Source organism: Collimonas sp. NPDC087041 (assembly GCF_044745265.1).
Taxonomy (GTDB): Bacteria; Pseudomonadota; Gammaproteobacteria; order Burkholderiales; family Burkholderiaceae_D; genus Collimonas.
Genome location: NZ_JBIUZX010000008.1, coordinates 50,957 through 73,990 on the forward strand (window position 1 = coordinate 50,957; position 23,034 = coordinate 73,990).

The window sequence follows — 23,034 nt, forward strand, 5'->3', positions numbered from 1 at the left end:
TACCTGCATCATGCGCGAAGCTCAATCCATGGCTGCGCAGCCGGCTCCATCGAGCCATCCAGTCACGCAAACCGAGGAGCGGGTACAGCGCTCGCTGTTCGGCGAAATCCTCGACTGGATGCTGGTGCCGCTGCTGCTGCTGTGGCCGATCAGCATCGCGATAACCTATGTGGTCGCCAAATCGATCGCCAACCAGCCGTTCGACCAGGCGCTGGACGATAGCGTCACGGTGTTGTCGCAACAGGTCGTCACCGTCAATGGTAAAATCACGACACGCCTGAACGGCAGTTCGCGCGACTTTCTGCGCGCCGACGATGTCGACAATGTCTACTATCTGATTACCGGTCCGCGCGGCGAATACATCGACGGCGATCGTGACATGCATGCACCACCTGCGGACGAAGACCCGTTCCATCCGGGCGCCGTCCACTTCTGGGACAGCTCCATGCACGGCAGCGATGTACGGATCGCCTACACCTACGTCGACGTGCGCAACGCCGCCGATACCGTGGCCGGCAGCACGGAGCAGCCAAAATTGGTGCTGGTGCAGGTCGGCGAGACGCTGGAAAAACGGGCGCGCCTGGCGAATGAAATCATCAAGGGCGTGATCCTGCCGCAATTCCTGATCCTGCCGATTGCGCTGGCGCTGATCTGGTTTGCGTTGTCGCGCGGCCTCTCGCCGCTGTCCGAATTGCAACAGCGCATCCGCGCCCGTCGCCCCGACGATCTGAGCCCGATCGATTCGGGCCAGGTGCCGGAAGAAATTTCACCATTGGTGCGTTCGCTCAACGACATGCTGTCGCGTCTTTCACTTTCGATCCAGACCCAGAAACGTTTCATCGCCGATGCCGCACACCAGATGAAGACACCGCTAGCGGGGATGCGCATGCAATCCGAACTGGCGCTGCGCCAGACCAGCGCACACGACATCCATCGCTCGCTGGAGCAATTGGCGAAAAGTTCGGAATCGGCGACCCGGCTGGTCAACCAATTACTGTCACTGGCGCGCGCGGAAAACCAGTCGCAGGAGAGCGCGCCATTCATTCAGATCGACCTTTCCGAATTTGCCCGCGCCGTCGTCCAAGACTGGGTCCAGGCCTCGTTCACACAGCGTATCGACCTCGGCTTTGAACAGGCCGACCAGCCGCTGCCGATACTCGGCAACCCGCTGATGCTGCGCGAGATGCTCGGCAACCTGATTGACAATGCGCTGCATTACACCCCGGTTGAGGGCCGCGTCACCATACGTGTGCGCGGTGAAGCGGAAGCCGGGCTGGCGATCCTTGAAATCGAGGATACCGGCCCCGGCATTCCACCGGCAGAACGCGAACACGTGTTCCACCGTTTCTACCGCATCCTCGACAGTAGTCGCGGCGGCAGCGGCCTGGGGCTGGCGATCGTACGCGAGATCGCCCAGCAGCATAATGCCGACGTGACGATTTCGTACAACCCGCATAGCAACGATGCCGAGCAGCCGGGCAGCCTGTTCCGCGTCAGCTTTCGCCTGCAGCAAAGATCACCGTTAGACATCAATTCGGATTTCCAATAACAACAACTGCCCCCTACCGAACCCTGGACCCTGCATGCAACTATTCAAATCGCGTCTACGGCAACCCGCAAGCCACTGGCAAAGCACTCGGCGATTGACGGCGGTGCTGCTGCTGGTCTGGTTCATCCTGACCTTCAGCGTCATCTACTTTGCGCGTGAACTGTCGGGCATGACCTTGTTCGGCTGGCCGCTGTCGTTTTACCTGGTGGCGCAGGGACTGGCGCTGGCGTACCTGCTGATCGTCGTCATCTACACCTGGCAAATGCAAAAAATAGATAAACGTTACCCCGGCGCCGGACAGCAATGAGCGACAAATCTTTTTTCTGGCGCCTGGTCCGCTACTACGGCTGGTACACCGGCGGCTTCATTGTGCTGCTGGTAGTGTTGGCGATCCTGGAGAAGGAAGGCCTGCCGCGTACCTGGATCGGCTACCTGTTCATGTTTGCGACCATCGTCCTGTATGCCGGCATCGGCATCATGAGCCGCACCTCGGATGTCTCTGAATACTACGTCGCCGGGCGCCGTGTGCCGGGTCTGTTCAACGGCATGGCGACCGCCGCCGACTGGATTTCTGCAGCCACCTTCATCAGCCTGGCCGGCGGTTTGTACCTGCAAGGTTTCGACGGCCTGGCCTACATCGTCGGCTGGACCGGCGGCTACTGTTTGGTGGCGCTGCTGATCGCGCCGTACCTGCGCAAGTTCGGCCAGTACACGATTCCGGATTTCCTGGCGGCGCGCTATCGCGGCCGCACCAGCAGCAATCCGATAAGGATACTCGGCGTAATCGCTACAGTAGTGATTTCCTTCATCTACGTGGTAGCGCAAATTTACGGCGTCGGCTTGATTACGTCGCGCTTCACGGGTGTCGATTTTTCAGTCGGCATCTTCCTCGGCCTGGCCAGTATCCTGGTCTGCTCTTTCCTCGGCGGCATGCGGGCGATCACCTGGACCCAGGTGGCGCAATACATCATCATCCTGTTCGCCTATCTGATCCCGGTGGTCTGGCTCTCGGCCGAGCACACGAGCAATCCGGTGGCGCAAATTTCCTATGGTTCGGTGCTGTCGCAAATCACCGACATCGAAAAGAAGCTCGATACCGATCCGAAAGAGCTGCAGGTGCGGGCGATCTTCAAGGCCAACGCCGACGACTTCGACACCCGCCTGCGCAACCTGCCTAAATCCTGGGAACTGGGACGCATTGAAGCGCAGCAGCATCTCGAACAACTGAAGCGCAACAACAGCTCTCTGCTCGAGATCCGCGCCGCCAACCGGGCCTTGAACAGTTATCCGAAAACACCCGAAGAAGCCGAGCGCAAGTGGCAGGAAGACAAGGCCAGCAACCTGGCGCGCGCCGAGCCGCCGGTGCCGCAGGCGACGCCGTTCCCCGGCAGCACGCCGGAGGCATCGGACATCAAACGCAACAATTTCCTGGCCCTGGTGTTCTGCCTGATGCTCGGTACCGCTTCCCTGCCACATATCCTGATGCGCTACTACACCACGCCATCGGTGCAGGAAACCCGCAAGTCGGTGTTCTGGACACTGTTCTTCATCCTGCTGATCTACCTGACGGTGCCGGCGCTGGCGGTGCTGGTCAAATACTATATCTACACCTCGCTGGTCGGTTCCCAGTATGCGCACCTGCCCGATTGGGTCTCGTACTGGGCCAATATCGACAAGGCCAGTCCACTGGTCAGCATCACCGACTTCAATCACGACGGCATCGTGCAGCTGTCGGAAATCACGCTGGACGCCGACATGATCGTACTGGCGACGCCAGAGATCGCCGGCCTGCCGTATTACATTTCTGGGTTGGTGGCGGCCGGCGGGCTGGCGGCGGCGCTGTCGACCGCAGACGGCTTGCTGCTGACGATTTCGAATGCCTTGTCGCACGATGTGTACTACAAGATGATCGACCCACACGCCTCCACCGCCAAGCGCGTGACGGTGTCCAAGCTGCTGTTGCTGGTGGTGGCATTGCTGGCGGCATACACCGCTTCGTTGAAGCCGGGCGATATCCTGTCGATGGTGGGCGCGGCGTTTTCGCTGGCGGCCTCAACCTTGTTCCCGGTGCTGGCGCTCGGCGTGTTCTGGAAACGCGGCAACCAGCAAGGCGCAATCGCCGCAATGGCGGTCGGCTTCAGCATCTGCATCTATTACATGCTGCACACCTATCCGGCGCTCGGCGGCTCAGTCAGCGGCCAATGGTTCCACATCGCACCGATGGCGGCCGGCATCTTCGGCGTGCCGGCGGGCATGCTGGCGCTGGTTGTCGTCAGCCTGCTGACACCACCGCCCGATCCACGCGCGGTGACGCTGGTGCATCATGTGCGGGCGCCTTGAATTTCAGAAAAAATCTCGTCAGACCGCGAACCCGAAGCCAGGCGCCTCATGTCCTGGCAAAACGGTCACCGCCACATCCATGGTTTGCTGGCCGCCGCCGATCAGCACGCCGCGCAGCGGTGAGACATCAAGGAAGTCGCGCCCCCAGCCGAGTGTGATGTGGCTGGTGTCGGGGAAAATCCCGTTGGTCGGATCGGCGTCGATCCAGCTATTACCTTCGCCATTGCTGCCGGGGCAATACACAGATACCCAGGCATGCGAGGCGTCGGCGCCGATCAGACGTGCTTGTCCTGGTGGTGGCTCGGTCAGCAGGTAGCCGCTGACGTAGCGCGCTGCGAGGCCCAGCGAGCGCAGGCAGGACAGCATGAAATGTGCGAAATCCTGACACACGCCGCGTTGCGTGGCGAACACTTCGGTGACCGGTGTGGACACGGTAGTTGCCAGCGGATCGAAGGTGAATTCGCGGAAAATCCGCGTCATCAGCGCTTCAATGCCGGCCAGCAAAGGCAATCCTGGCGTAAACGATTCCGCTGCGTAAGCCAGGAATTCGCGCTTGATCCTGACGTGCGCCGATTCGAACAGATAGCGGGTTGCTTCCAGGTCGTCCGGCAGCAGGAAACGCCCGGCCTGATAGGACAGCGTCTCGCGCACTTGCTCCCATGGCAGCGTGGTTTGCGGCAACTGGCGCGGTGTCAATGTGACCCAGGATTCAGCCAGCGCACGTAAATCGCTATGGTCGCTTTCCAGCGAAAACGATTGCAGCGGATTGCCGAAACTGTCGAGGAACATGCGCAACTGCTGCGGTTCCGGTGTGATGGTGATGCCATGCGAGGTGCAGGTCTGCCACGGCAGCGAGCGCGGCGTCAGGCGCAGCATCTGGTGCGACAAGCGAACCGGCAATGAGTACGCGTAATGCGTATCGTGGCGGATGTGATAAACGTGTTCGTTCATCAGGAAACTCCCTGGCTGACCGGCGCATTCAGCGGCGTAAAGAAATGCCGCGCCAATTCATCCGACAAGGCATAGGCGCCAGTTATGGCGTCGCGCATCAGTTGCACCAGGCGCGCATTGGCGTCCGTCAGGAACAAGGAATCGTGGCTGAGATCCTGTAGCTCGAACTCGCGCAGCAAGGCCGACAAATGCGCCGGCGTGTCCATGCTGAGCGTGCCAAGCTGCTCGCCGATATCGCTCAGGTAGCGTTCCAGCATCTGGAATTGAAACGCGATGCCGTGCGGATTGCTCATATCGAACACCAGCAGATGCAATACCGGCAGCCATTCCGGCGCACGCCGATAGCGCACGCGATACGTCACCACGCTGTTGGCGGACTCCAGCAGCCACGGCAATGTGCGGTTCTGGCGCTCCTCCGGCATGCGCAGGAACAGGCCGAACAATGTCGCCAGATGCGTCATGCGTTCGATGTGGCGTCCCAGCATCAGGAAATGCCAGCCTTCATCGCGGGTCATGTCGTCCAGCGCATGGCCGGCCAGGCCAACGCAGGCCTGGATCACGTTGTTCAGCATGTTCAAGGCGGCGGCCGGCGGCAGGCCGGCATTGCCGCCGTCCGCTACCAACCCGGGCATGCGATTGAGCGCCTGCCAGTTATCTAACGAAAGATGTTCGCGCACCTGGTAGCCGCAGTGATGCAAATGGCGCAGGTTGCCGGCAATGCCGATACCGGCATCCGGATCGACGATGGCGGCAATCAGGCCCTGCTGCAACGCACTGACCGTTGGCCGTCCGGCAGCAGTGGCTTCCGGCAGCGCAATGCCGAGACCGCGGCATATGTCGCATAGCTGATAGAACGTCTCGCGCGCCTCGCCTTGCAGATCGAGGCTGCGTTGCAGAGTGGCGCGCAGCAAATGCGCCAGGTTGTCGCAGCGTTCTGCATAGCGGCCCATCCAGAACAGGTTCTCGCCGGCATGCGATGAAATATCGACGGTGCTGCGAATCGCATCCAGCGTGCGGTGGCGGCCGTCGATATGCTCGATCGGCGTGCTAGTGCCGTCAGCCGCGTCAGCATTTTCCGGACGTATCTGTCCGAGTACCCAGACGTCCTTGCTGGCGCCGCCCTGCTGCATCGACACCACATCCTTGCGCTGGCGAGGCGCGACCCGGGTCAGGCCGCCCGGCATCACATGATAACTGCCATCGGCGGCAGCCACCACGAACACGCGCAAACTAACTGCCCGGCTCATCAAACGGTATTCGCCGCTGCGCGACAGCACCGGGGCCTGCGACAGACGCACCCATTCCTGCGCCACGTAAGCATGCGGTTGAGCGTGCAAGCTATCGATCAGGCGCTGACGCGATTGCGCATTCAGGCTGTGGCCATAAATCGGCTGCATCCGCATCGACGGAAACGCCGGCATGATGACCAACTGTTCCAGATTGGCCAAGGTGTATTCAAGCGCCGGCTTCTCGCCGCACCACCAGGATGCCACCGCCGGCAGCGCCAACGGTTGGCCAAGCAAGCGTTCGCAGATAGCCGGCAGGAAGCCGTGCAAAGCTCCGGACTCCAGCACGCCGCTGCCCAGCGAGTTGGCGATCAGCACATTGCCGAGGCGCGCCGCCTGTACCAGCCCGGGAATGCCGAGCGCGGAATCGGCGCGCAATTCCAGCGGATCGCAATAGTCGTCGTCGAGCCGGCGCAGGATTGCATGCACACGACGCAAACCACTCAGCGTTTTCAGATACACCATGTCGCCGCGCACCATCAGGTCGGCGCCTTCGACCAACGGAAAACCCAGCGTGTGCGCCAGGAATGCGTGCTCGGAATAGGTTTCGTTGTACGGTCCCGGCGTCAGCAACACCACCAGCGGCGCTTCGCCGCCGGAAGGCGCCAGCGCGCTCAGGCTGCTGTGCAGGGTATGGAAAAATTTCAGCAACGATTGCACATGCATGTCGCGTACCGTATCCGGCATCGCGCGCGACATGATCTGCCGGTTCTGCAACGCGTAGCCAGCACCCGATGGCCCCTGGGTGCGATCCGACATGACCCACCAATGACCATCCGGCGAGCGCGCCAGGTCGATTGCGTACAAGTGCAGATGAATGCCGCCGGGCGGTTCGATGCCACGGCACGGCCACAGATAGCCATGCTGGCCGAATACCAGCGCCGGTGGCAGCAGGCCTTCGGACAGCAGTGTTTGCGGGCCGTACAGATCGGCCAGTACCGCATTGAGCAGGCGCGCGCGTTGCGTCACCGCGGCAGACAGCGTCTGCCATTCCTCGGCAGAAATGATCTGTGGCAACAGGTCCAGTTCCCAGGGGCGATTGGCGCCCTGCGGATCGGCGTAGACATTGTAGGTGACGCCATCGGCGGCGATGGCTTCGCGCACTTCGCGTGCGCGCCGGCGCAGGATTTCCGGCGACAGGTCTTCCAGCTGATCGATCAGGGTGCGCCAGTGCGGCCGCAGACGGCCGCCGGGCTCAAGCATTTCGTCGTAGCGATCTGCTTCTGCGGGATAACTCTCGAGTAAACGCCGGTACATGGTTGATCGCTTGCGTCACTTGTATTGGTTAAAGACAACCTGGATCAAGGAGTCGAAAAACTCCGGCACGTCATCCCCGCGCTCGCGGGGATGACCGGGTTCTTTGACGATCCTTGACGACCGAGGTTGGTCAGAAGTGACGTAAGTCTAACGTAAATGGGAACTCGATGGACGCTATCGGCGTTGTGACCTGCATCGGGCCCGGCGTGTGATTGAGACGGAAATAGCGAGCCAGGCGTCGGCTTTCCGCTTCGAACGCATTGACCGGGAAGGTCTCGTAGCTGCGTCCGCCCGGATGCACCACGTGATACTGGCAGCCACCCAGGCTGCGGCCGTTCCAGGTATCGACCAAATCGAAGGTCAGTGGCGAATCGATGCCGATGGTCGGATGCAGCGCCGATGGCGGCTGCCAGGCGCGGTAGCGCACGCCGCTGACGAATTCGCCAACCCTGCCGGTCGGCTGCAGTGGCACCGGCACGCCGTTGCAGGTCAGCACGTAACGCTCCGGCGCCATGCCGCTTACCTTGACCTGCAGGCGTTCCAGCGACGAATCGACATAACGGGCGTTGCCGCCGGAGCGGCTTTCCTCGCCCAAGACATGCCAAGGTTCCAGTGCAGTGCGCAGTTCAAGTCCGATACCATTGACCGCGAAATCGCCGATTTTCGGAAAGCGGAACTCAAAATGCGGTGCAAACCATTCCGGCTTGAGCGCATAGCCGGCTTGCTGCATGTCATTCATGACGTCGCAGAAATCCTGCCAGATGAAGTGCGGCAACAGGAAGCGATCATGCAGTTCGGTGCCCCAGCGCACCAGGCGCGGCGGCGTGTATGGCGTCTTCCAGAAACGCGCCACCAGTGCCCGCAGCAGCAACTGCTGGGTCAGGCTCATGCGCGCATGCGGCGGCATTTCGAATGCGCGCAACTCCAGCAGGCCGAGGCGGCCGGTGCTGCTGTCTGGCGAATACAATTTGTCGATGCAAAACTCGGCGCGGTGTGTGTTGCCGGTAACGTCGATCAGCAGATTACGCAGCAGGCGATCTACCAGCCACGGCGCACATTCGCCGGCGGCCAGTTGCTTATCCATTTCGATAAACGCCAGCTCCAGCTCGACCACCGCATCATTGCGCGCTTCGTCGACGCGCGGCGCTTGCGAGGTCGGGCCGATGAACATGCCGGAAAAGAGATAGGACAACGCCGGATGGTTGTGCCAGTAACTGATCAGGCTACGCAGCAAGTCAGGCCGGCGCAGGAATGGCGAATCGCCGGTGGTGGCGCCGCCCAGCACCAGATGGTTGCCGCCGCCAGTGCCGGAGTGATGGCCATCGAGCATGAATTTCTCTGTAGTCAGGCGTGTCTCACGGGCGACATCGTACAAATAGTTGGTGTTGGCCACCAGTTCGCTCCAGCTGTGCATCGGCTGGATATTCACTTCAATCACGCCTGGATCGGGGGTGACGCTGAACTTGGCCAGGCGCGGATCGGAAGGTGGTTCATAGCCTTCCAGCAGCATCGGTTGCTGCAAGGCCTCGGCGGTGGCTTCGATGGCCGCCACCAGTTCCAGATAATCTTCCAGCCGCGCCAGCGGCGGCATGAACAGGTACAAGGTACCTTGCCGTACTTCCGCACACAACGCGGTGCGCGCGATTTCGTCGGCAGATTCGAATGGCGCCGGCACGGCGTGCGTATCGCCGTTGAACGCCGAACTGTATTTCGGTGCATCGCTGGAACCATTGCTTGCCGCGGTTTTTGTGGCAGCGAAAGCCGGCGTCGACAATTGATGCCGAATCTGTTGCGCGATCGGCAGCGGCTGAAACGCCTGGGTCGGGTCCGCTTGGTGCACATAAGGGAAGTCGCCTTCCTTGACCCACGGCTGCGAATCCAGCGGCAAGCGATAGCCCAGCGGGGAGTCGCCTGGCAGCAGGTAACAATACTCGCTACGCAAGTACCAGCTGCCGCTTTTCCAATCGCTGTCATCCGGCGTACGCGCTAGCGGCAACACAAACCCTGCTACCTTGCGCAAGCCCTGCGAAAACACCCGCGCCAGCCTGGCGCGTTCCTGTTTGTCATCGAGGCGGGCATCGGATGGATCGACGTTGATCGCCAGACGACGCTCGCGCCACAGGTAGTAGTAGATGTCTTCATAGGCCGCAAACACATACTGGCGATCCAATCCCAGCCGTGCGGCGACACCTTGCAAGAAGCGTTCGGCGATGCCGTCATCGGGCGCCTGCTGCAATGTTTCGTCGGCGATCAGTTCCGGCGTATTCCAGATCGGCTCGCCATCGCGCCGCCAGTAGCAATTGAGCGCCCAACGCGGCAGCTGTTCACCCGGATACCATTTCCCCTGGCCGAAATGCGGCAAGCCTTCCGCTGCATATTGCTGACGCAGGCGGTGATACAGTTGCGCCGCCAATGGTTTCTTGGTCGGTCCCATCGCGGCGGTATTCCATTCCTCGCCTTCGGGATGATCGAGCGCCACGAAAGTCGGTTCGCCACCCATCGTCAGACGCACGTCGAGTTCGTCCAGATCGTCGTCGATGGCGTGACCCAACTCCTCGATCTCTTCCCATTGCTGTTCGCTGTACGGCTTGGTGACGCGCGGCGATTCCCAGATCCGGCTGACGCTCATCGCATGCTCGAACACTACTTCGCACGGCTCGACCATGCCGCTGACCGGGGCTGCCGATGAGGGTTCAGGCGTGCATGACAACGGGATGTGGCCTTCGCCGGCGAATAGGCCGGAAGTAGGATCGAGGCCGATCCAGCCGGCGCCGGGCAGATACACCTCGCACCAGGCGTGCAGGTCGGTGAAATCGGCTTGCGGCCCGGACGGACCATCGAGCGACTTCTGATCCGCCGTCAACTGGATCAGATAACCTGAAACGAAGCGCGCTGCCAGTCCCAGGTAGCGCAATATTTGCACCAGCAGCCAGGACGAATCGCGGCAGGAGCCGGAGCCGAGGCGTAGCGTTTGCTCCGGCGTTTGCACGCCAGGTTCCATGCGGATCGTGTAGCTGATCATCTGCGCCAGCTTCTGGTTCAAGCTGACCAGGAAATCCTCGCTGCGCACGCGCTCGCGCGGCACCTGGTCGAGGAATTTTTGCAGCAGCGGCGTCAGCGGCAATTTCTTGCGATACGGTTCCAGTTCGTTCTGCAGTTCCGGCGCATACGAAAACGGCACTTTCTCGGCGTAGGGCTCCAGGAAGAAATCGAAAGGATTAAGGACCGACATTTCGGCTACCAGGTCGACCTCGATGCGGAACTCAGTCGTCTTTTCCGGGAACACCAGCCGCGCCAGGTAGTTCGCTTGCGGGTCCTGTTGCCAGTTGATGAAATGCGGCTCCGGCAAGATCCGCAGCGAATAGCTGAGGATGCGGGTGCGGCAATGCGGCGCCGGCCGCAGGCGGATGATTTGGGGGCCCAGGCTGATCGGGCGTTCGTAGCGATAGGTGGTGAGATGATTGAGTGCTACGTGAATTGACATGGGTATCCTCTGCGACAATCAATAATCTTTTCGTGGGTGAGCACGCGTGCCCATCCTACTGGTGGCTGTAGATGAAATCCCGCAAGCGTGGATAAATTTCGTTATCCCAGCGCCGGCCATTGAAGACACCATAGTGCCCGACACCGGTTTGCACGTGGTGCGATTTCATGTACGGACGGATGCCGCTGCACATGTCCTGCGCCGCCACGGTCTGGCCTACCGCGCAAATATCGTCCTTCTCTCCCTCCACAGTGAACAGGGCGGTGCGGCGAATCGCTGCCGGTTCGACGGTGCGCCCCAGCGCCTGCAGCTCGCCCAGCGGCAGTGCATGATCCTGGAACACGCTTTGCACCGTTTCCAGGTAAAACTCGGCGGCCAGATCCGACATTGCGAAATACTCGGCGTAGAAAGTCTTGATGGCGTTGGCTTTTTCCACCTCCCCTTCGACCAGGTAGTTATACAGGTTTTGAAAGGCCTTCATATGCCGCTCCAGGTTCATGTTCATGAACGCGGTCAGTTGCAGGAAACCAGGATAGACCTGGCGCTGGCTACCAGCGTAACGGCCGGGAACGGTGCTGACCAGGTTTTTTTCAAACCAGTCGATCGGCTTGCTTTTGGCCAGGTGGTTGACCGCGGTTGGATTGATGCGGGTATCGATCGGACCGGCCATCAGCGTCATGCTGGCGGGTTGCGCCGGATGACGTTCCGCGGCCATCAGCGAAACCGCCACCAGCGCCGCCACGGTCGGCTGGCAGACTGCCACCAGATGTGTGCCGGGACCGATTGTCTCGATAAAGCGGATCAGGTGCGCGACATACTCGTCGAAGCCAAAACGACCGTCGCTCAAGGCGACGTCGCGGGCATTGTGCCAGTCGGTGATATACACATCGTGATCGCGCAGCAGGGTTGCCACGGTACCGCGCAGCAGCGTCGCAAAATGACCTGACATCGGCGCCACCAGCAGGACGCGGGGCTGCTCCACATTGCTGCCCTTACTGAAACGCAACAAAGTGCAAAACGGCGTCTGCTCAACCACCTCTTCATGCACCGAAACCGTGCAGCCATTCTCTTCCACGCTGTCGATCCCGAATGCAGGGCGCTGATGCGTCAACTGGGTGCATGAAAACACTTCGCAGGCTGCCGCCATCTTGCGCAGCGCCAGGCTATCCGGCCAACCCGGCCATTTGTTGCTGAACATGGGAGCCGCTGCACCTGCCAGCACGCGCATCGGATCGCTGAGATCCGCATAGCCCTGATATGCCTGGTAAATTTTCGTCATGGGACTACCCTGTTATTGGAATGCCGCCAAACGCTACGTCTGCAATATCTATGCCCAACTTTCTGGCACGGCCTTTGCTCTGTGTTGTTAAAACGGTTTGCCAATCAAAATCGCTTTCGACCCAATACGGAAGAATATTGCCATGCCTAAGACCACCTTGAGCATTACCAGCAAAAACTATTCGTCATGGTCGTTGCGCGGATGGTTGCTGACGAGATTTTCGGGGCTGGAATTCCAGGAAAACCTGATCTCGCCGGACGATCCCGACGCCCGCGCCGAAATACTGCTGCTGTCGTCATCGATTCTGGTGCCTTGCCTGTATCACGGCAATATCGTGGTGTGGGATACCCTGGCCATCGCCGAGTACCTCAACGAGATCCGGCCCAAATCCGGGCTGCTGCCGGCCGATCGCGCGGCGCGCGCCCATTGCCGCTCCATCTGCGGTGAAATGCACTCCGGCTTCAGCGCCCTGCGCTCCGCCCTGCCGATGAACATCAAGGCGCATTTTCCAGACTTCAAGGTCTGGTCGCGCGCGGAAGCCGACATCAAGCGCATCACCACCATCTGGAAACAATGCCTGGCAACCTATGGCGGACCTTTCCTGTTTGGCGAGGAACGTTCTATGGCGGACGCCATGTATGCGCCGGTGACCACCCGGTTCCTGACCTACGATGTCAAACTGGATTCCATCTGCAGCGCGTATTGCAAACGCATCATCGCCATGCCGGAAATGCAGGAATGGATCAAGGCTGCCAAACTGGAGCCGGAAGATATCAATGAACTGGATGTGGAATTCTGAAACGCTGAAGAGCTTGCACGCTTACTGACCTGAAAGGATAGCTGCGATGGATACAAGTACAGAAACCAGCCCACACACCTTGTTTTCCCACGTCTGCGAAGGCGACACTGCATTCGAATCGGGCGGCTTGCGCGATTTTTTCCTGTATCGCGATCTCGGTATCGCAGCCGCCACCGGCGGCCAGGTTGTCGCCCATCTGGTCAAGGCCAACATGGCGCCGGAAATCGGCACCGGCTGGCATCGGCATGAAGCGAATTTCCACATCGTGTACATGCTCAAAGGCTGGGCGCGCTTCATGTATGAAGACAAGGAAACCCTGGTCAAGGCGGGCGATTGCGTGCATCAACGCCCCGGTATCGTGCATTTTTTATTCGACTACTCCAAAGACATGGAGTATCTTGAAATCGTTAGCCCGGCCGCGTTCACGTCGATCGACATGCCCGCACCGTGCGCCGTCCCGGCGCCAAAGCCTTGGGTTTGAACAGGCTCACCAGTATTTGAGACAAATTTTTGCAATCAAATCAACACGGAGGCCGACACCCAGATTACGCAAAATTTGCTAAGAGCGAACGTAGCAGTGCCGAAAAATAAAATCTATTCATAACGCAATACATCGTGTTAATCTTTGAATAAGATAATGCTTAACAGGCAATAAACGGCAATCATCGGCGACCAGCCGGATGCTACGGGCACGCTTCTTGATAGCTACTTGATAGTTTCCGATCAAACCACAGCAAAGCAAGATCATGGCAAATTTTTTCGATGAAATGTATTCCGATGGCAACTCGTCGGTGCGCCCGCACTATGACGAATTCTCCTCTTGGCTGGCAGCGCAAAGCGCTGAAACGATCGCCCGCAAACGCGCCGAAGCAGACCTGATTTTCCGCCGGGTCGGCATCACTTTCGCCGTGTATGGCAACGATGCCGGCACTGAACGCCTGATCCCCTTCGACATCATTCCGCGCATCATCCACGCGCAGGAATGGGCGACCCTGGAAGCCGGCCTGGTGCAGCGCGTGAAAGCGCTCAACATGTTCATCCACGACATCTACCACGACCAGAACATCGTCAAGGCAGGCGTGATTCCCGCCGAGCAGATTTTCCGCAACGCCCAGTACCGCCCTGAAATGCAAGGCATCTCGGTCGCTTCGGATATCTACGCGCATATTGCCGGCGTCGACATCGTGCGTGCCGGCCAGGGTGAGTTCTACGTGCTGGAAGATAACCTGCGGGTACCGTCCGGCGTGTCGTACATGCTGGAAGACCGCAAGATGATGATGCGCTTGTTCCCTGAGCTGTTCCTGCGCCATAAAATTGCGCCGGTCGCGCATTATCCCGACATGTTGCTCGACAACCTGCGCTCGGTCGCGCCGATCGGCGTCACCGATCCGACTGTGGTGGTGATGACGCCGGGGATGTACAACTCAGCCTATTTCGAACACGCGTTCCTGGCCCAGCAGATGGGTGTGGAGCTGGTCGAAGGCCAGGATTTGTTCGTCAACGACAACGCCGTCTACATGCGCACCACGCGCGGCCCCAAGCGGGTCGACGTGATCTACCGCCGCATTGACGATGACTACCTCGATCCCCTCGCGTTCCGCCCCGATTCGTCGCTCGGCGTGCCGGGTCTGCTGTCGGTGTACCGCGCCGGCAATGTGACCTTGGCGAATGCGATCGGCACCGGCGTCGCCGATGACAAATCGATCTATCCATTTGTGCCGGACATGATCCAGTTCTACCTGTCGGAAAAGCCGATCCTCAACAACGTCCCCACTTTCCAGTGCAGGAAAAAAGAAGATCTGCAGTACACGCTCGATAATCTCAATGATCTGGTGGTCAAGGAAGTGCATGGCGCCGGCGGTTACGGCATGCTGGTTGGACCGGCCTCGACCAAACAGGAAATCGAAGATTTCCGCCAGCGCATTCTTGCCAAGCCTGAAGGCTACATCGCACAGCCAACGCTGGCGCTGTCCGCCTGCCCTACCTATGTCGAATCCGGCATCGCGCCGCGCCACATCGACTTGCGGCCGTTTGTACTATCCGGAAAAACTGTCTCGATGGTGCGCGGCGGCCTGACCCGCGTAGCGCTCAAGGATGGCTCGCTGGTGGTCAACTCGTCCCAAGGCGGCGGCACCAAAGACACCTGGATTCTGGAGAAATAACATGCTCAGTCGTACCGCAGATCATTTGTTCTGGATGTCCCGCTACACCGAGCGGGCGGAAAATACAGCACGCATGCTGGATGTGCACGTGCAAACCGGCTTGTTGCCGCAATCGGTCGAAGATGCTGAAAAAGGCTGGCGCGCGATCCTCGGCATTTCCGAGTTGCAGCAGGCGTTCGACAAGAAGTACAGCGTCCTGACGCAAAAGGACGTAATCGATTTCATGGTGCGCGATCCCGGCAATCCATCGTCGATTGCCTCTTGCTTGAAGCAGGCGCGCGAGAACGCGCGCGCCGTGCGCGGCGCGCTGACCACTGAAGCCTGGGAAATCCAGAACGCTACCTGGATCAAGATGCAAGGTTATCTGCAGACCGATGCGCTGGAGCAGAATCCAAGTGAATTCTTCGAATGGGTCAAGCATCGCTCGCACCTGTCGCGCGGCGTCACCATCGGCACCATGCTCAAGGATGAAGCCTTCCACTTCATCCGCCTCGGCACATTCCTGGAGCGCGCCGACAACACCGCACGTATCATCGACGTTAAATTCCACGGCGCCAAGGAAGGCGCGGCCTACAAGAAGAACGGCCAGCAACAGACACAGAGCAAGGAACAGCAGCACGCCGAAGAACGCAAGGACGCGATCGCCGAACCGCAAGTCGACTTCTATTACTGGGCGGCGATCCTGCGCTCGGTATCGGGCTTCGAAATCTACCGCAAGGTATATCGCGATGTGATCACGCCGGCGCGCGTCGCCGATTTGCTGATCCTGCGGCCGGACATGCCACGCTCGCTGCTGGCCTGCATGGCGCAGGTAGTCGGCAATCTGAAGCACGTGCGCAACGACATTTCCTCGGATACCGAACGCTTCGCCGGCAAGCTACATGCCGATCTCCAGTTCAGCAATCTCGACGAAATCCTCGACGCCGGGCTGCACGACTACCTGACGCGTTTCTTTGAAAGGATTTTTGAACTCGGTAACCGCATCAGCCGCGACTTCCTGGTGCCGCTGAATACTTAGACCGGTACCTGGAAGCGGCAGTTACGTAGATAGTCAGGTCGATCAAGCGGCTTACGCAGTATTTTCAAACCCGTCAGCCAGAAAGCCGGAAATGTATCTCAACACCTGCATCACTAGCGCTTCCAGGATAGACCCGCCATGCTCCTGACTATTCGGCATGAAACGGTTTATCACTACACCGCGCCGCTGACCTATACCATCCAGCAGTTGCGCCTGTCGCCGCGCGCCGAAGTGCAGCAGCGCACGCTGGCCTGGAATATCCGCAGCTCGGGCACCCGTCATCCGTTCACCGATGCATTCGGCAATCTGAGCCATACACTGACCATCACCAGGCCGCACCACGAGGTGCGCATCATCGCTGAAGGCACTGTGGCGGTCGCGCCCTTGCATTTGGGCCGGCTGCCGCAGCCGGGCGAATTTTCGCCGTTGGTATTTACGGTGGCGACACAACTGACGCAGCCCACCGTTGCCGTCATGGACTTCGCCCATCGCCACCTGCAAGCCGGCGCCGGCAGCAAGCAATTGCTGGATCTGGCGCAAGCAATCTGCGCCGCGGTTGCCTATCAAAGCGGTTCGACTGCGGTGACCACCAGCGCCGACGACGCACTGGCTCAAGGCCAGGGCGTGTGCCAGGACCATGCCCATCTGTTCCTGGCTTGCTGCCACACCGTCGGCATCCCGGCGCGCTACGTATCGGGCTATATCGATCCCGGCAATACCAATCATGCGGAAAGCCACGCCTGGGTTGATGTCTGGGTGCAGGAAAGCGATTTTGCCGGCTGGATCAGCATCGATGTGACCCACGCCTGCTTTGCCAGCAACAATTATTGTCGCCTGGCAATCGGGCGCGACTACGATTCGGCGGCGCCGGTGCGCGGCGTGCGGCGCGGCGGTGGTGAAGAAACGCTGACGGTACAGGTCAATGTTTCCGCACTGCCATCAGATCAATGAAACAAGCGGGAGAATGTGTAAAAACTTGTTGCACAAACAACAAAACCGTAGCAACCTGAGCAGGAAACGACCTTGGGTTCCTGTAAAATCCTCTCTTTGCGTTTTTCTCTGACACCATGACTTACTGCGTTGCCCTGCGCCTCGATTCCGGCCTGGTTTTTCTCTCCGACTCCCGCACCAATGCGGGTGTCGACCATGTCGCCACTGCGCGCAAGATGAGCGTGTTCGAGAATCCGGGCGATCGCCTGATGGTCCTCATGACCGCCGGCAACCTGTCGATTTCGCAATCGGTCAAGGAAATCATCGGCGAGCGCATGAATGCCGCCGGCAAGACCATCTGGACTGTCGATTCGATGTATGAAGCCGCGCAAATCGTCGGCGAGGCGATCCGCACCGTGCACGACCGCGAAGCGCAGGCGCTGGAAAAATTCGGCATCGATTTCAACGTCAGCATCATCTTCGGCGGCCAGATCAAGGGCGAGCGTTGCCGCCTGTTCCAGATTTATTCAGCCGGCAATTTCATTGAATCGCACAACGAAAACACCTACTTCCAGATCGGCGAATCGAAGTACGGCAAGCCGATCCTGGATCGCGTCATCACCCCGGCTTCGTCGCTCGACGAGGCGGCAAAATGTGCGCTGATTTCGATGGATTCGACGCTACGCTCCAACGTCTCGGTTGGTTTGCCACTGGACATGCTGCTATATGAACACGATACGCTGGCGGTCACCCGCTTCGTCACCATCGGCGAAAAGAACCAGTACTTTCAGATGATCCGCGAAAACTGGGGCAAGCAGCTCAAAACCGTGTTCGACGGCCTCGCCGATCCAGTCTGGAATGCCGACCCGGAAACCACAGCCAATGTGCTGTCGGCGCAAGGCTCGCGCAGCCAGCCGCTGGTGGTGCTGCCGCCGCAAGGACTGGCCACCGAGAACCCGCCGGCGCCGCTGCAGACGCTGGCGCAAGGTAGCGACAGCAAGCAACGCTGAAAGAACCCTATAAAAAAACGGCGCCGTGATTCGGCGCCGTTTTCATTTTGTGCCCTGCTTAAACCCGGGCAAAGTCACCAGGCCATGTCAGAAACAATGCTCAGGCGCTGGAAACGACTGATCCTTGACCGCGCGCACATACGCCAGCACAGCAGCGTCGATGCTGGTTTGGCCTTGCATGAAGTCTTTCACGAAGCGCGCCTTGTGGCCGGGGAAAACCCCCATCAGGTCGTGCATCACCAACACCTGGCCGGAACAATCCGGGCCGGCGCCTATCCCGATGGTCGGGATCGACAGCAACTCGCTGACTTCCTTGCCGAGCGCCGCCGGAATCGCTTCCAGCACCAGCAGGCTGGCGCCCGCTTCCTGTAGCGCCAACGCGTCGGCCTTCAGTTGTTCGGCTGCTGCGTGCGACTTGCCCTGCACCTTGTAGCCGCCCATCTGATGCACCGATTGCGGCGTCAGGCCGAGATGGCCGCACACCGGGATCGCGCGTTCGGTCAGGAAGCGCACGGTCGGCGCCAGCCAGGTGCCGCCTTCGATCTTGACCATTTGCGCACCGGCCTGGATCACCGGCACCGCATTGGCAAATGCGCTTTCCGGCGTCGCATAGGCGCCGAACGGCAGGTCAGCCAGCACCAGCGCCGTGCGGTTGCCGCGCGCCACGCTGGCAGTGTGATAAACGATATCCTGCACCGATACCGGCAAGGTCGAATTGTGGCCCTGGCACACCATGCCGAGCGAATCGCCGATCAGCAGCGTCTCGACGCCGCAACGGTCCATCAGTGACGCAAAGCTGGCGTCATAGCAGGTCAGCATGGTGATTTTTTCACCCTTGTCGCGCAACGCCTGCAATGCCGGGATAGTAATCGGTTTAGTGCGCGCAACCGGCGCCTTGCCGTCTGCTGCCGGCTCACCGCCTTGTAGATAGCCTGCCATTGTCATTCTCCACGATTGAAAAATTCACGCTTGCCGCGCATGCCGTCGATGCGCGCCAAGAGCAAGTTGAAGTCGGCGTCGTTGCCGGCCAAATCCAGATGTTCGTTATTGACGATCAGCAAAGGCGCATCGTCGTAATGATAAAAAAAGCTGCTATAGCTCTCGCACAGGCGCGCCAGGTACTCGGGCGAAATACCCGCCTCCATCTCGATGCCGCGCTTCCTGATGCGTCCGACCAGGGTTTCCGGTTCGGCCTGCAGATAGATCACCAGGTCCGGCGTCGCCACCTGCGGCCGCAGATGGTCGTACATCTGCTGATATAGCTTGAGTTCTTCGTCAGCCAACGTCAGGCGCGCGAAAATCGGATCCTTGGCCAGCAGGAAATCGGCGATCAGGTGACCGTTATTGTCGAACAGGTCTTCCTGCGCGGCATCACGCAACTGATTGATGCGCTGGAACAGGAAGAACATTTGCGTCGACAGCGCGTAACGCGGAGCGTCACGGTAAAACTTTTCCAGGAACGGATTCGCCTGCGGCTGTTCCAGCAAAACCTTGCCGCCCAGGTGCATGGCGATCTTGTTGACCAGCGTGGTCTTGCCGACCCCGATCGGACCTTCGACAACGATGTATTTGTAGCTGGCTAGATTCATGTTCGAGAATGGTGTGCGGATACGCAAGAAGTGGACAGTGTGCCAGAAGCCGGCGTAACCGGCAGGCATCCGTCATTAATCGGATTTTATGCTTTGCTGATGACCTGGTCTGCAACCTGCGGTGCAAATTGATGCGCCGGGCCATGGTTGGGAATGACGATGAAGGGATCGATCTGCAACAGCGGGATCAGCACGAAAGCGCGCTGCGTCATGCGCGGATGCGGCAGCGTCAACACCTCATCGGCGATGGTCGACTGCCCGTACAGCAGCAAATCCAGGTCAAGGGTGCGCGGCGCATTCTGATACGGACGCTCGCGGCCAAAATCCAGTTCAATCCGCTGCAGCTCCTTCAGCAACGCATGCGCGCTCAGGCGCGTGGCGACGCAAGCGACGGCATTGATGTAATCGTCGCCGCCGGCATCCAGCGGCGCTGTGCGAAACAGGCTCGATTGCGCCGTCAGGCTGGTGTCGGCCAACTTGCCGAGCTGCAGGATGGCGCGCTGCACCTGGCCGCGCGCATCGCCGAGATTGGCGCCGATGCCGATGTACGCCTTTACCGGATCGTCAACCTTGCTGGAACCTGCCGTCATTGACCACCTGACTCTTTATTGCCGCCGCCCGCATTGGTGGTCTTGGCAGCGCCACGCGGACCGCGTCGGCGCGGCCGTTTCTTGGCCGGCGCAGCGTCCGCCGCAGCCGCTACCTTCGGTTTTTGCGCCAGCAGCTTTTCACGCTGCTCGCCGTCGCCTTCCATGAAGGCGGTCCACCATTCGCCGATTTCGCTATCGATCTCGCCTGAGGCGCAACGCAACAGCAGGAAATCGTATCCGGCGCGCAAACGCAGATGCTCCAGCAGCTTGTACGGCGCCTTGCCGACACGGCGTTCAAAGCGCGGCTGCATGGCCCAGATATCGCGCATGTCGGACGCAATCTTGCGTTGCAAGGCCAGCTTGTCGGTTTGCGCTTCCAATACGTCGTCGGCGGCCAGATGCAAGGCTGGGATCGGCAGTTCGCCGGCGGCCTTGTAGGCGCTCCATTTTTCCAGCACCTGGTGCCACAGCAGCGATGCAAACAGGAAGCCAGGCGACACCGGCTTGCCTTGCTGTACGCGGACATCGGTATTGGCCAGCGCCAGCGTGACGAATTTTTCGCCCAGCGGCTGCTCCAGCACCACATCCAGCAACGGCAGCAAGCCGTGATGCAGGCCTTCCTTGCGCAGTTGCTGCAAGCAAGCCAGCGCATGGCCGCTCATCAACAACTTGAGCATCTCGTCGAATACCCGTGCCGCCGGTACGTTATCGATCAACGCCGCCATCACCGGGATCGGCGCCCGCGTGGCCGGATCAATCGTGAATTTGAGCTTGGCGGCGAAACGCACGATGCGCAGCATGCGCACCGGATCTTCGCGATAACGGGCTTCCGGATCGCCGATGATGCGCAAGGTCTTGGCGCGAATATCGTCGATGCCGCCGTGGTAGTCCAGCACGCTTTCGGTGGCCGGATCGTAGTACATCGCGTTGATGGTGAAATCGCGTCGCACGGCATCTTCGTGTTGCTCGCCGAAGGTGTTGTCGCGCAACACGCGGCCATGTTCATCCTTGGGTGAGCCGTCGGACGACGCGCCGCGGAAAGTGGTGACTTCGATCAGCTCCTGGCCGAACATCACGTGCACGATCTGGAAGCGCTTGCCGATGATGAAGGCGCGCCGGAACAGGCGTTTGACCTGCTCGGGCGTGGCGTTGGTGGCGACGTCAAAATCCTTGGGTTTCACGCCCAACAGCAGGTCACGCACAGCGCCGCCGACGATGAACGCCTTGTAGCCGTTATCCTGCAGCGTCTTGGTAACCCTGACGGCATTCGGCGACACCAGTTGCGGATTGATGCCGTGCTGCTTCGGGCCGAGTATCAACGGTTGGGTGGGATCTTTTTTCTTTTTCCCAAGGATGGAGCGAATCAGCTTCTTGATCATTGCGCGTCGAATAAATTCAGGATGGGCCAGCCGTGCGCGGTGGCATGCGCTTTCAACAGCGAGTTCGGATTGGTGGCAATCGGATCCGTGACCAGCAGCATCAGCGGCAGGTCGTTGTGCGAATCGCTATAGAAATAACTGCGCGGGAAGCTTTTCAGCGTCATGTCCATGGTGGCCAGCCACGCATGGGTATGGACGACCTTGCCGGGGCCGTAGGTCGGCGTGTCCAGCAGTTTGCCGGTAATCTCGCCATCGCCGGTAGTTTCCGGATCGGAGGCGATCAGGAAATCGACGCCGAGCGCCTTGGCGATCGGTTCTGTCACAAAACTGTTGGTAGCGGTCACGATCGCCACCAGGTCGCCTGCGTCCTGATGCTTTTGCAGCAGCGCGCGCGCGGCCGGCTTGATCTGCGGCTGAATCACTTGTGCCATGAATTGTTCGTGCCAAGCATCGAGCTGCTTGCGCGGGAATTTGGCCAGCGTGCCGAATGCGAATTCCAGGTATTTGACCGGATCGAGCGTACCGGCCTGGTATTGCGCAAACCATTCGGCATTGCTCTTTTCAAAGGCATCGGGATCCACTGCGCCGATGCGCACCAGGAACTGTCCCCATTCATAGTCGGAGTCGACGGGCAACAGCGTATGGTCAAGGTCGAATAAGGCCAGGTTCATAGAGGTTTATTATCTTCGGATTCGAGTTGCAACAAGCTGCGCAGCAAAGGCAGCGTAATAGGACGCTGAGTCTCCAGCGAATAACGGTCCAATTCATCCAGCATGGCTGTCAAAGACCGCATATCGCGCCGGAAATGCGTGATCAGGTAGGGTAACACGCCACTCGACAGGTGCAGGCCGCGTACTTGCGCGGCGTGCGTCAGTGCGGCGATCTTTTCTTCATCGCTCAAACCATGCAATTGATAGATCAAGCCCCAGCCGAGACGGGTGCGCAAATCTTCGCGCACGCTCAGTTCGGATGGCGGCAGTTCGCCGCTGGTGACCAGCCAGCCGCCATGCTCGCGGATCTGGTTGAACAGGGCAAACGCTTCAATCTGGTCGGTGGCCGACAGCTTGTCGCAATCGTCGATCAGATAGCCGGATACCTCCGGCGAAAAATTGAACACATCTCCGTTATATTGATTGCCGCGGATCAGGCGGGCCCCGGTGCTGCTCGCCAGGGCATGCAGCACGTGGCTTTTACCGGCGCCGGCATCGCCCCACAGGTAGACGAAGCGGTCGCCCGGTGCGGTGATGGATGTCGTCGACGGCGCGACCAGACGCTGCAAGAACTGTAAAGCTTCTTGATTCTGCCCGACCACAAAAGTGTCGAGAGTCTGCGGTTCTTCCGCAGTAATGTCCAGCGTAAGCTGCCTCATACTTCTTTACCCAAGAGGAGGCTCGACAAACCGGCTGCGCGA

19 protein-coding genes are annotated in these 23,034 nt (G+C 59.8%); 9 read left to right on the plus strand and 10 right to left on the minus strand.

All coding sequences use genetic code 11. The annotated features are described in order from the left end of the window. Positions 1-10: 10 nt before the first annotated feature. From ACIPF8_RS15580 to ACIPF8_RS15590, 3 genes are read left to right on the plus strand one after another with little or no spacing between them, the layout of a single operon-like run. Positions 11-1,549, plus strand: a complete 1,539-nt coding sequence (locus tag ACIPF8_RS15580; RefSeq protein ID WP_400422589.1) for a sensor histidine kinase N-terminal domain-containing protein — start codon at positions 11-13, stop codon at positions 1,547-1,549. A 34-nt stretch (positions 1,550-1,583) separates the two neighbouring features. Further along, a complete protein-coding gene (locus ACIPF8_RS15585) occupies positions 1,584-1,856 on the plus strand; it encodes a DUF4212 domain-containing protein (protein WP_400422592.1) in 273 nt (90 codons plus the stop codon). Further along, a complete protein-coding gene (locus ACIPF8_RS15590; protein ID WP_400422595.1) occupies positions 1,853-3,889 on the plus strand; it encodes a sodium:solute symporter family protein in 2,037 nt (678 codons plus the stop codon). The genes ACIPF8_RS15585 and ACIPF8_RS15590 overlap by 4 nt, the downstream gene beginning before the upstream one ends. An 18-nt stretch (positions 3,890-3,907) precedes the next feature. On the opposite strand, the gene ACIPF8_RS15595 is transcribed toward ACIPF8_RS15590, so the two are convergent. From ACIPF8_RS15595 to ACIPF8_RS15610, 4 genes are all read right to left on the minus strand, one after another. Beyond that, the gene (locus ACIPF8_RS15595; protein WP_400422598.1) at positions 3,908-4,840 is read right to left on the minus strand and encodes a transglutaminase N-terminal domain-containing protein; all 933 of its coding nucleotides are present in this window, start codon (positions 4,838-4,840) and stop codon (positions 3,908-3,910) included. After that, positions 4,840-7,383, minus strand: a complete 2,544-nt coding sequence (locus ACIPF8_RS15600; protein ID WP_400422601.1) for a circularly permuted type 2 ATP-grasp protein — start codon at positions 7,381-7,383, stop codon at positions 4,840-4,842. The genes ACIPF8_RS15595 and ACIPF8_RS15600 overlap by 1 nt, the downstream gene beginning before the upstream one ends. Before the next feature lie 130 nt (positions 7,384-7,513). Further along, positions 7,514-10,867, minus strand: coding sequence for a DUF2126 domain-containing protein (locus ACIPF8_RS15605; protein WP_400422604.1), 3,354 nt, complete (start codon positions 10,865-10,867; stop codon positions 7,514-7,516). A gap of 55 nt (positions 10,868-10,922) precedes the next feature. Beyond that, positions 10,923-12,146 carry a polyhydroxyalkanoate depolymerase gene (locus ACIPF8_RS15610; RefSeq protein WP_400422606.1) on the minus strand — a complete coding sequence of 408 codons (1,224 nt, stop codon included), beginning with the start codon at positions 12,144-12,146 and terminating at the stop codon, positions 10,923-10,925. A 142-nt stretch (positions 12,147-12,288) separates the two neighbouring features. On the opposite strand from ACIPF8_RS15610, the gene ACIPF8_RS15615 reads away from it, so the two are divergent. The 6 genes from ACIPF8_RS15615 (at position 12,289) to ACIPF8_RS15640 (ending at position 18,065) form a co-directional block, all read left to right on the plus strand. After that, on the plus strand, positions 12,289-12,945 hold the full coding sequence (locus ACIPF8_RS15615) for a glutathione S-transferase family protein (RefSeq protein WP_400422609.1): 657 nt from the start codon (positions 12,289-12,291) through the stop codon (positions 12,943-12,945). A gap of 46 nt (positions 12,946-12,991) precedes the next feature. Then, positions 12,992-13,426, plus strand: a complete 435-nt coding sequence (locus tag ACIPF8_RS15620; RefSeq protein WP_400422612.1) for a cupin domain-containing protein — start codon at positions 12,992-12,994, stop codon at positions 13,424-13,426. Between the two features lie 265 nt (positions 13,427-13,691). Continuing rightward, positions 13,692-15,107 (plus strand): circularly permuted type 2 ATP-grasp protein, encoded by a 1,416-nt coding sequence (locus tag ACIPF8_RS15625; RefSeq protein WP_400422615.1) that lies wholly within the window; start codon positions 13,692-13,694, stop codon positions 15,105-15,107. A 1-nt stretch (position 15,108) separates the two neighbouring features. Continuing rightward, positions 15,109-16,125: an alpha-E domain-containing protein gene (locus tag ACIPF8_RS15630; protein WP_400422618.1), complete on the plus strand. Its 1,017-nt coding sequence runs from the start codon at positions 15,109-15,111 to the stop codon at positions 16,123-16,125. 138 nt (positions 16,126-16,263) lie between these two features. Then, a complete protein-coding gene (locus ACIPF8_RS15635; RefSeq protein ID WP_400422621.1) occupies positions 16,264-17,076 on the plus strand; it encodes a transglutaminase domain-containing protein in 813 nt (270 codons plus the stop codon). 116 nt (positions 17,077-17,192) lie between these two features. Further along, positions 17,193-18,065 (plus strand): peptidase, encoded by an 873-nt coding sequence (locus ACIPF8_RS15640; RefSeq protein WP_400422624.1) that lies wholly within the window; start codon positions 17,193-17,195, stop codon positions 18,063-18,065. A gap of 87 nt (positions 18,066-18,152) precedes the next feature. Here ACIPF8_RS15640 and panB read toward each other — a convergent pair whose 3' ends face one another. The 6 genes from panB to hda form a co-directional block, all read right to left on the minus strand. Then, complete coding sequence (panB, locus tag ACIPF8_RS15645) at positions 18,153-19,004, minus strand: 3-methyl-2-oxobutanoate hydroxymethyltransferase (protein WP_400422627.1); 852 nt, start codon at positions 19,002-19,004, stop codon at positions 18,153-18,155. A gap of 2 nt (positions 19,005-19,006) precedes the next feature. Further along, positions 19,007-19,654: a deoxynucleoside kinase gene (locus tag ACIPF8_RS15650; RefSeq protein WP_061535455.1), complete on the minus strand. Its 648-nt coding sequence runs from the start codon at positions 19,652-19,654 to the stop codon at positions 19,007-19,009. Positions 19,655-19,740: 86 nt separating this feature from the next. After that, on the minus strand, positions 19,741-20,244 hold the full coding sequence (folK, locus tag ACIPF8_RS15655; protein ID WP_400422629.1) for a 2-amino-4-hydroxy-6-hydroxymethyldihydropteridine diphosphokinase: 504 nt from the start codon (positions 20,242-20,244) through the stop codon (positions 19,741-19,743). Continuing rightward, entirely contained in the window at positions 20,241-21,623 is a 1,383-nt protein-coding gene (pcnB, locus tag ACIPF8_RS15660; RefSeq protein ID WP_400422631.1) for a polynucleotide adenylyltransferase PcnB, read from the minus strand. Before pcnB ends, folK begins: the two co-directional genes overlap by 4 nt. Further along, positions 21,620-22,294, minus strand: coding sequence for an HAD family hydrolase (locus ACIPF8_RS15665; protein ID WP_400422634.1), 675 nt, complete (start codon positions 22,292-22,294; stop codon positions 21,620-21,622). The genes pcnB and ACIPF8_RS15665 overlap by 4 nt, the downstream gene beginning before the upstream one ends. Further along, entirely contained in the window at positions 22,291-22,992 is a 702-nt protein-coding gene (gene hda / locus ACIPF8_RS15670) for a DnaA regulatory inactivator Hda (RefSeq protein ID WP_061534548.1), read from the minus strand. Before hda ends, ACIPF8_RS15665 begins: the two co-directional genes overlap by 4 nt. Positions 22,993-23,034 lie beyond the last annotated feature (42 nt).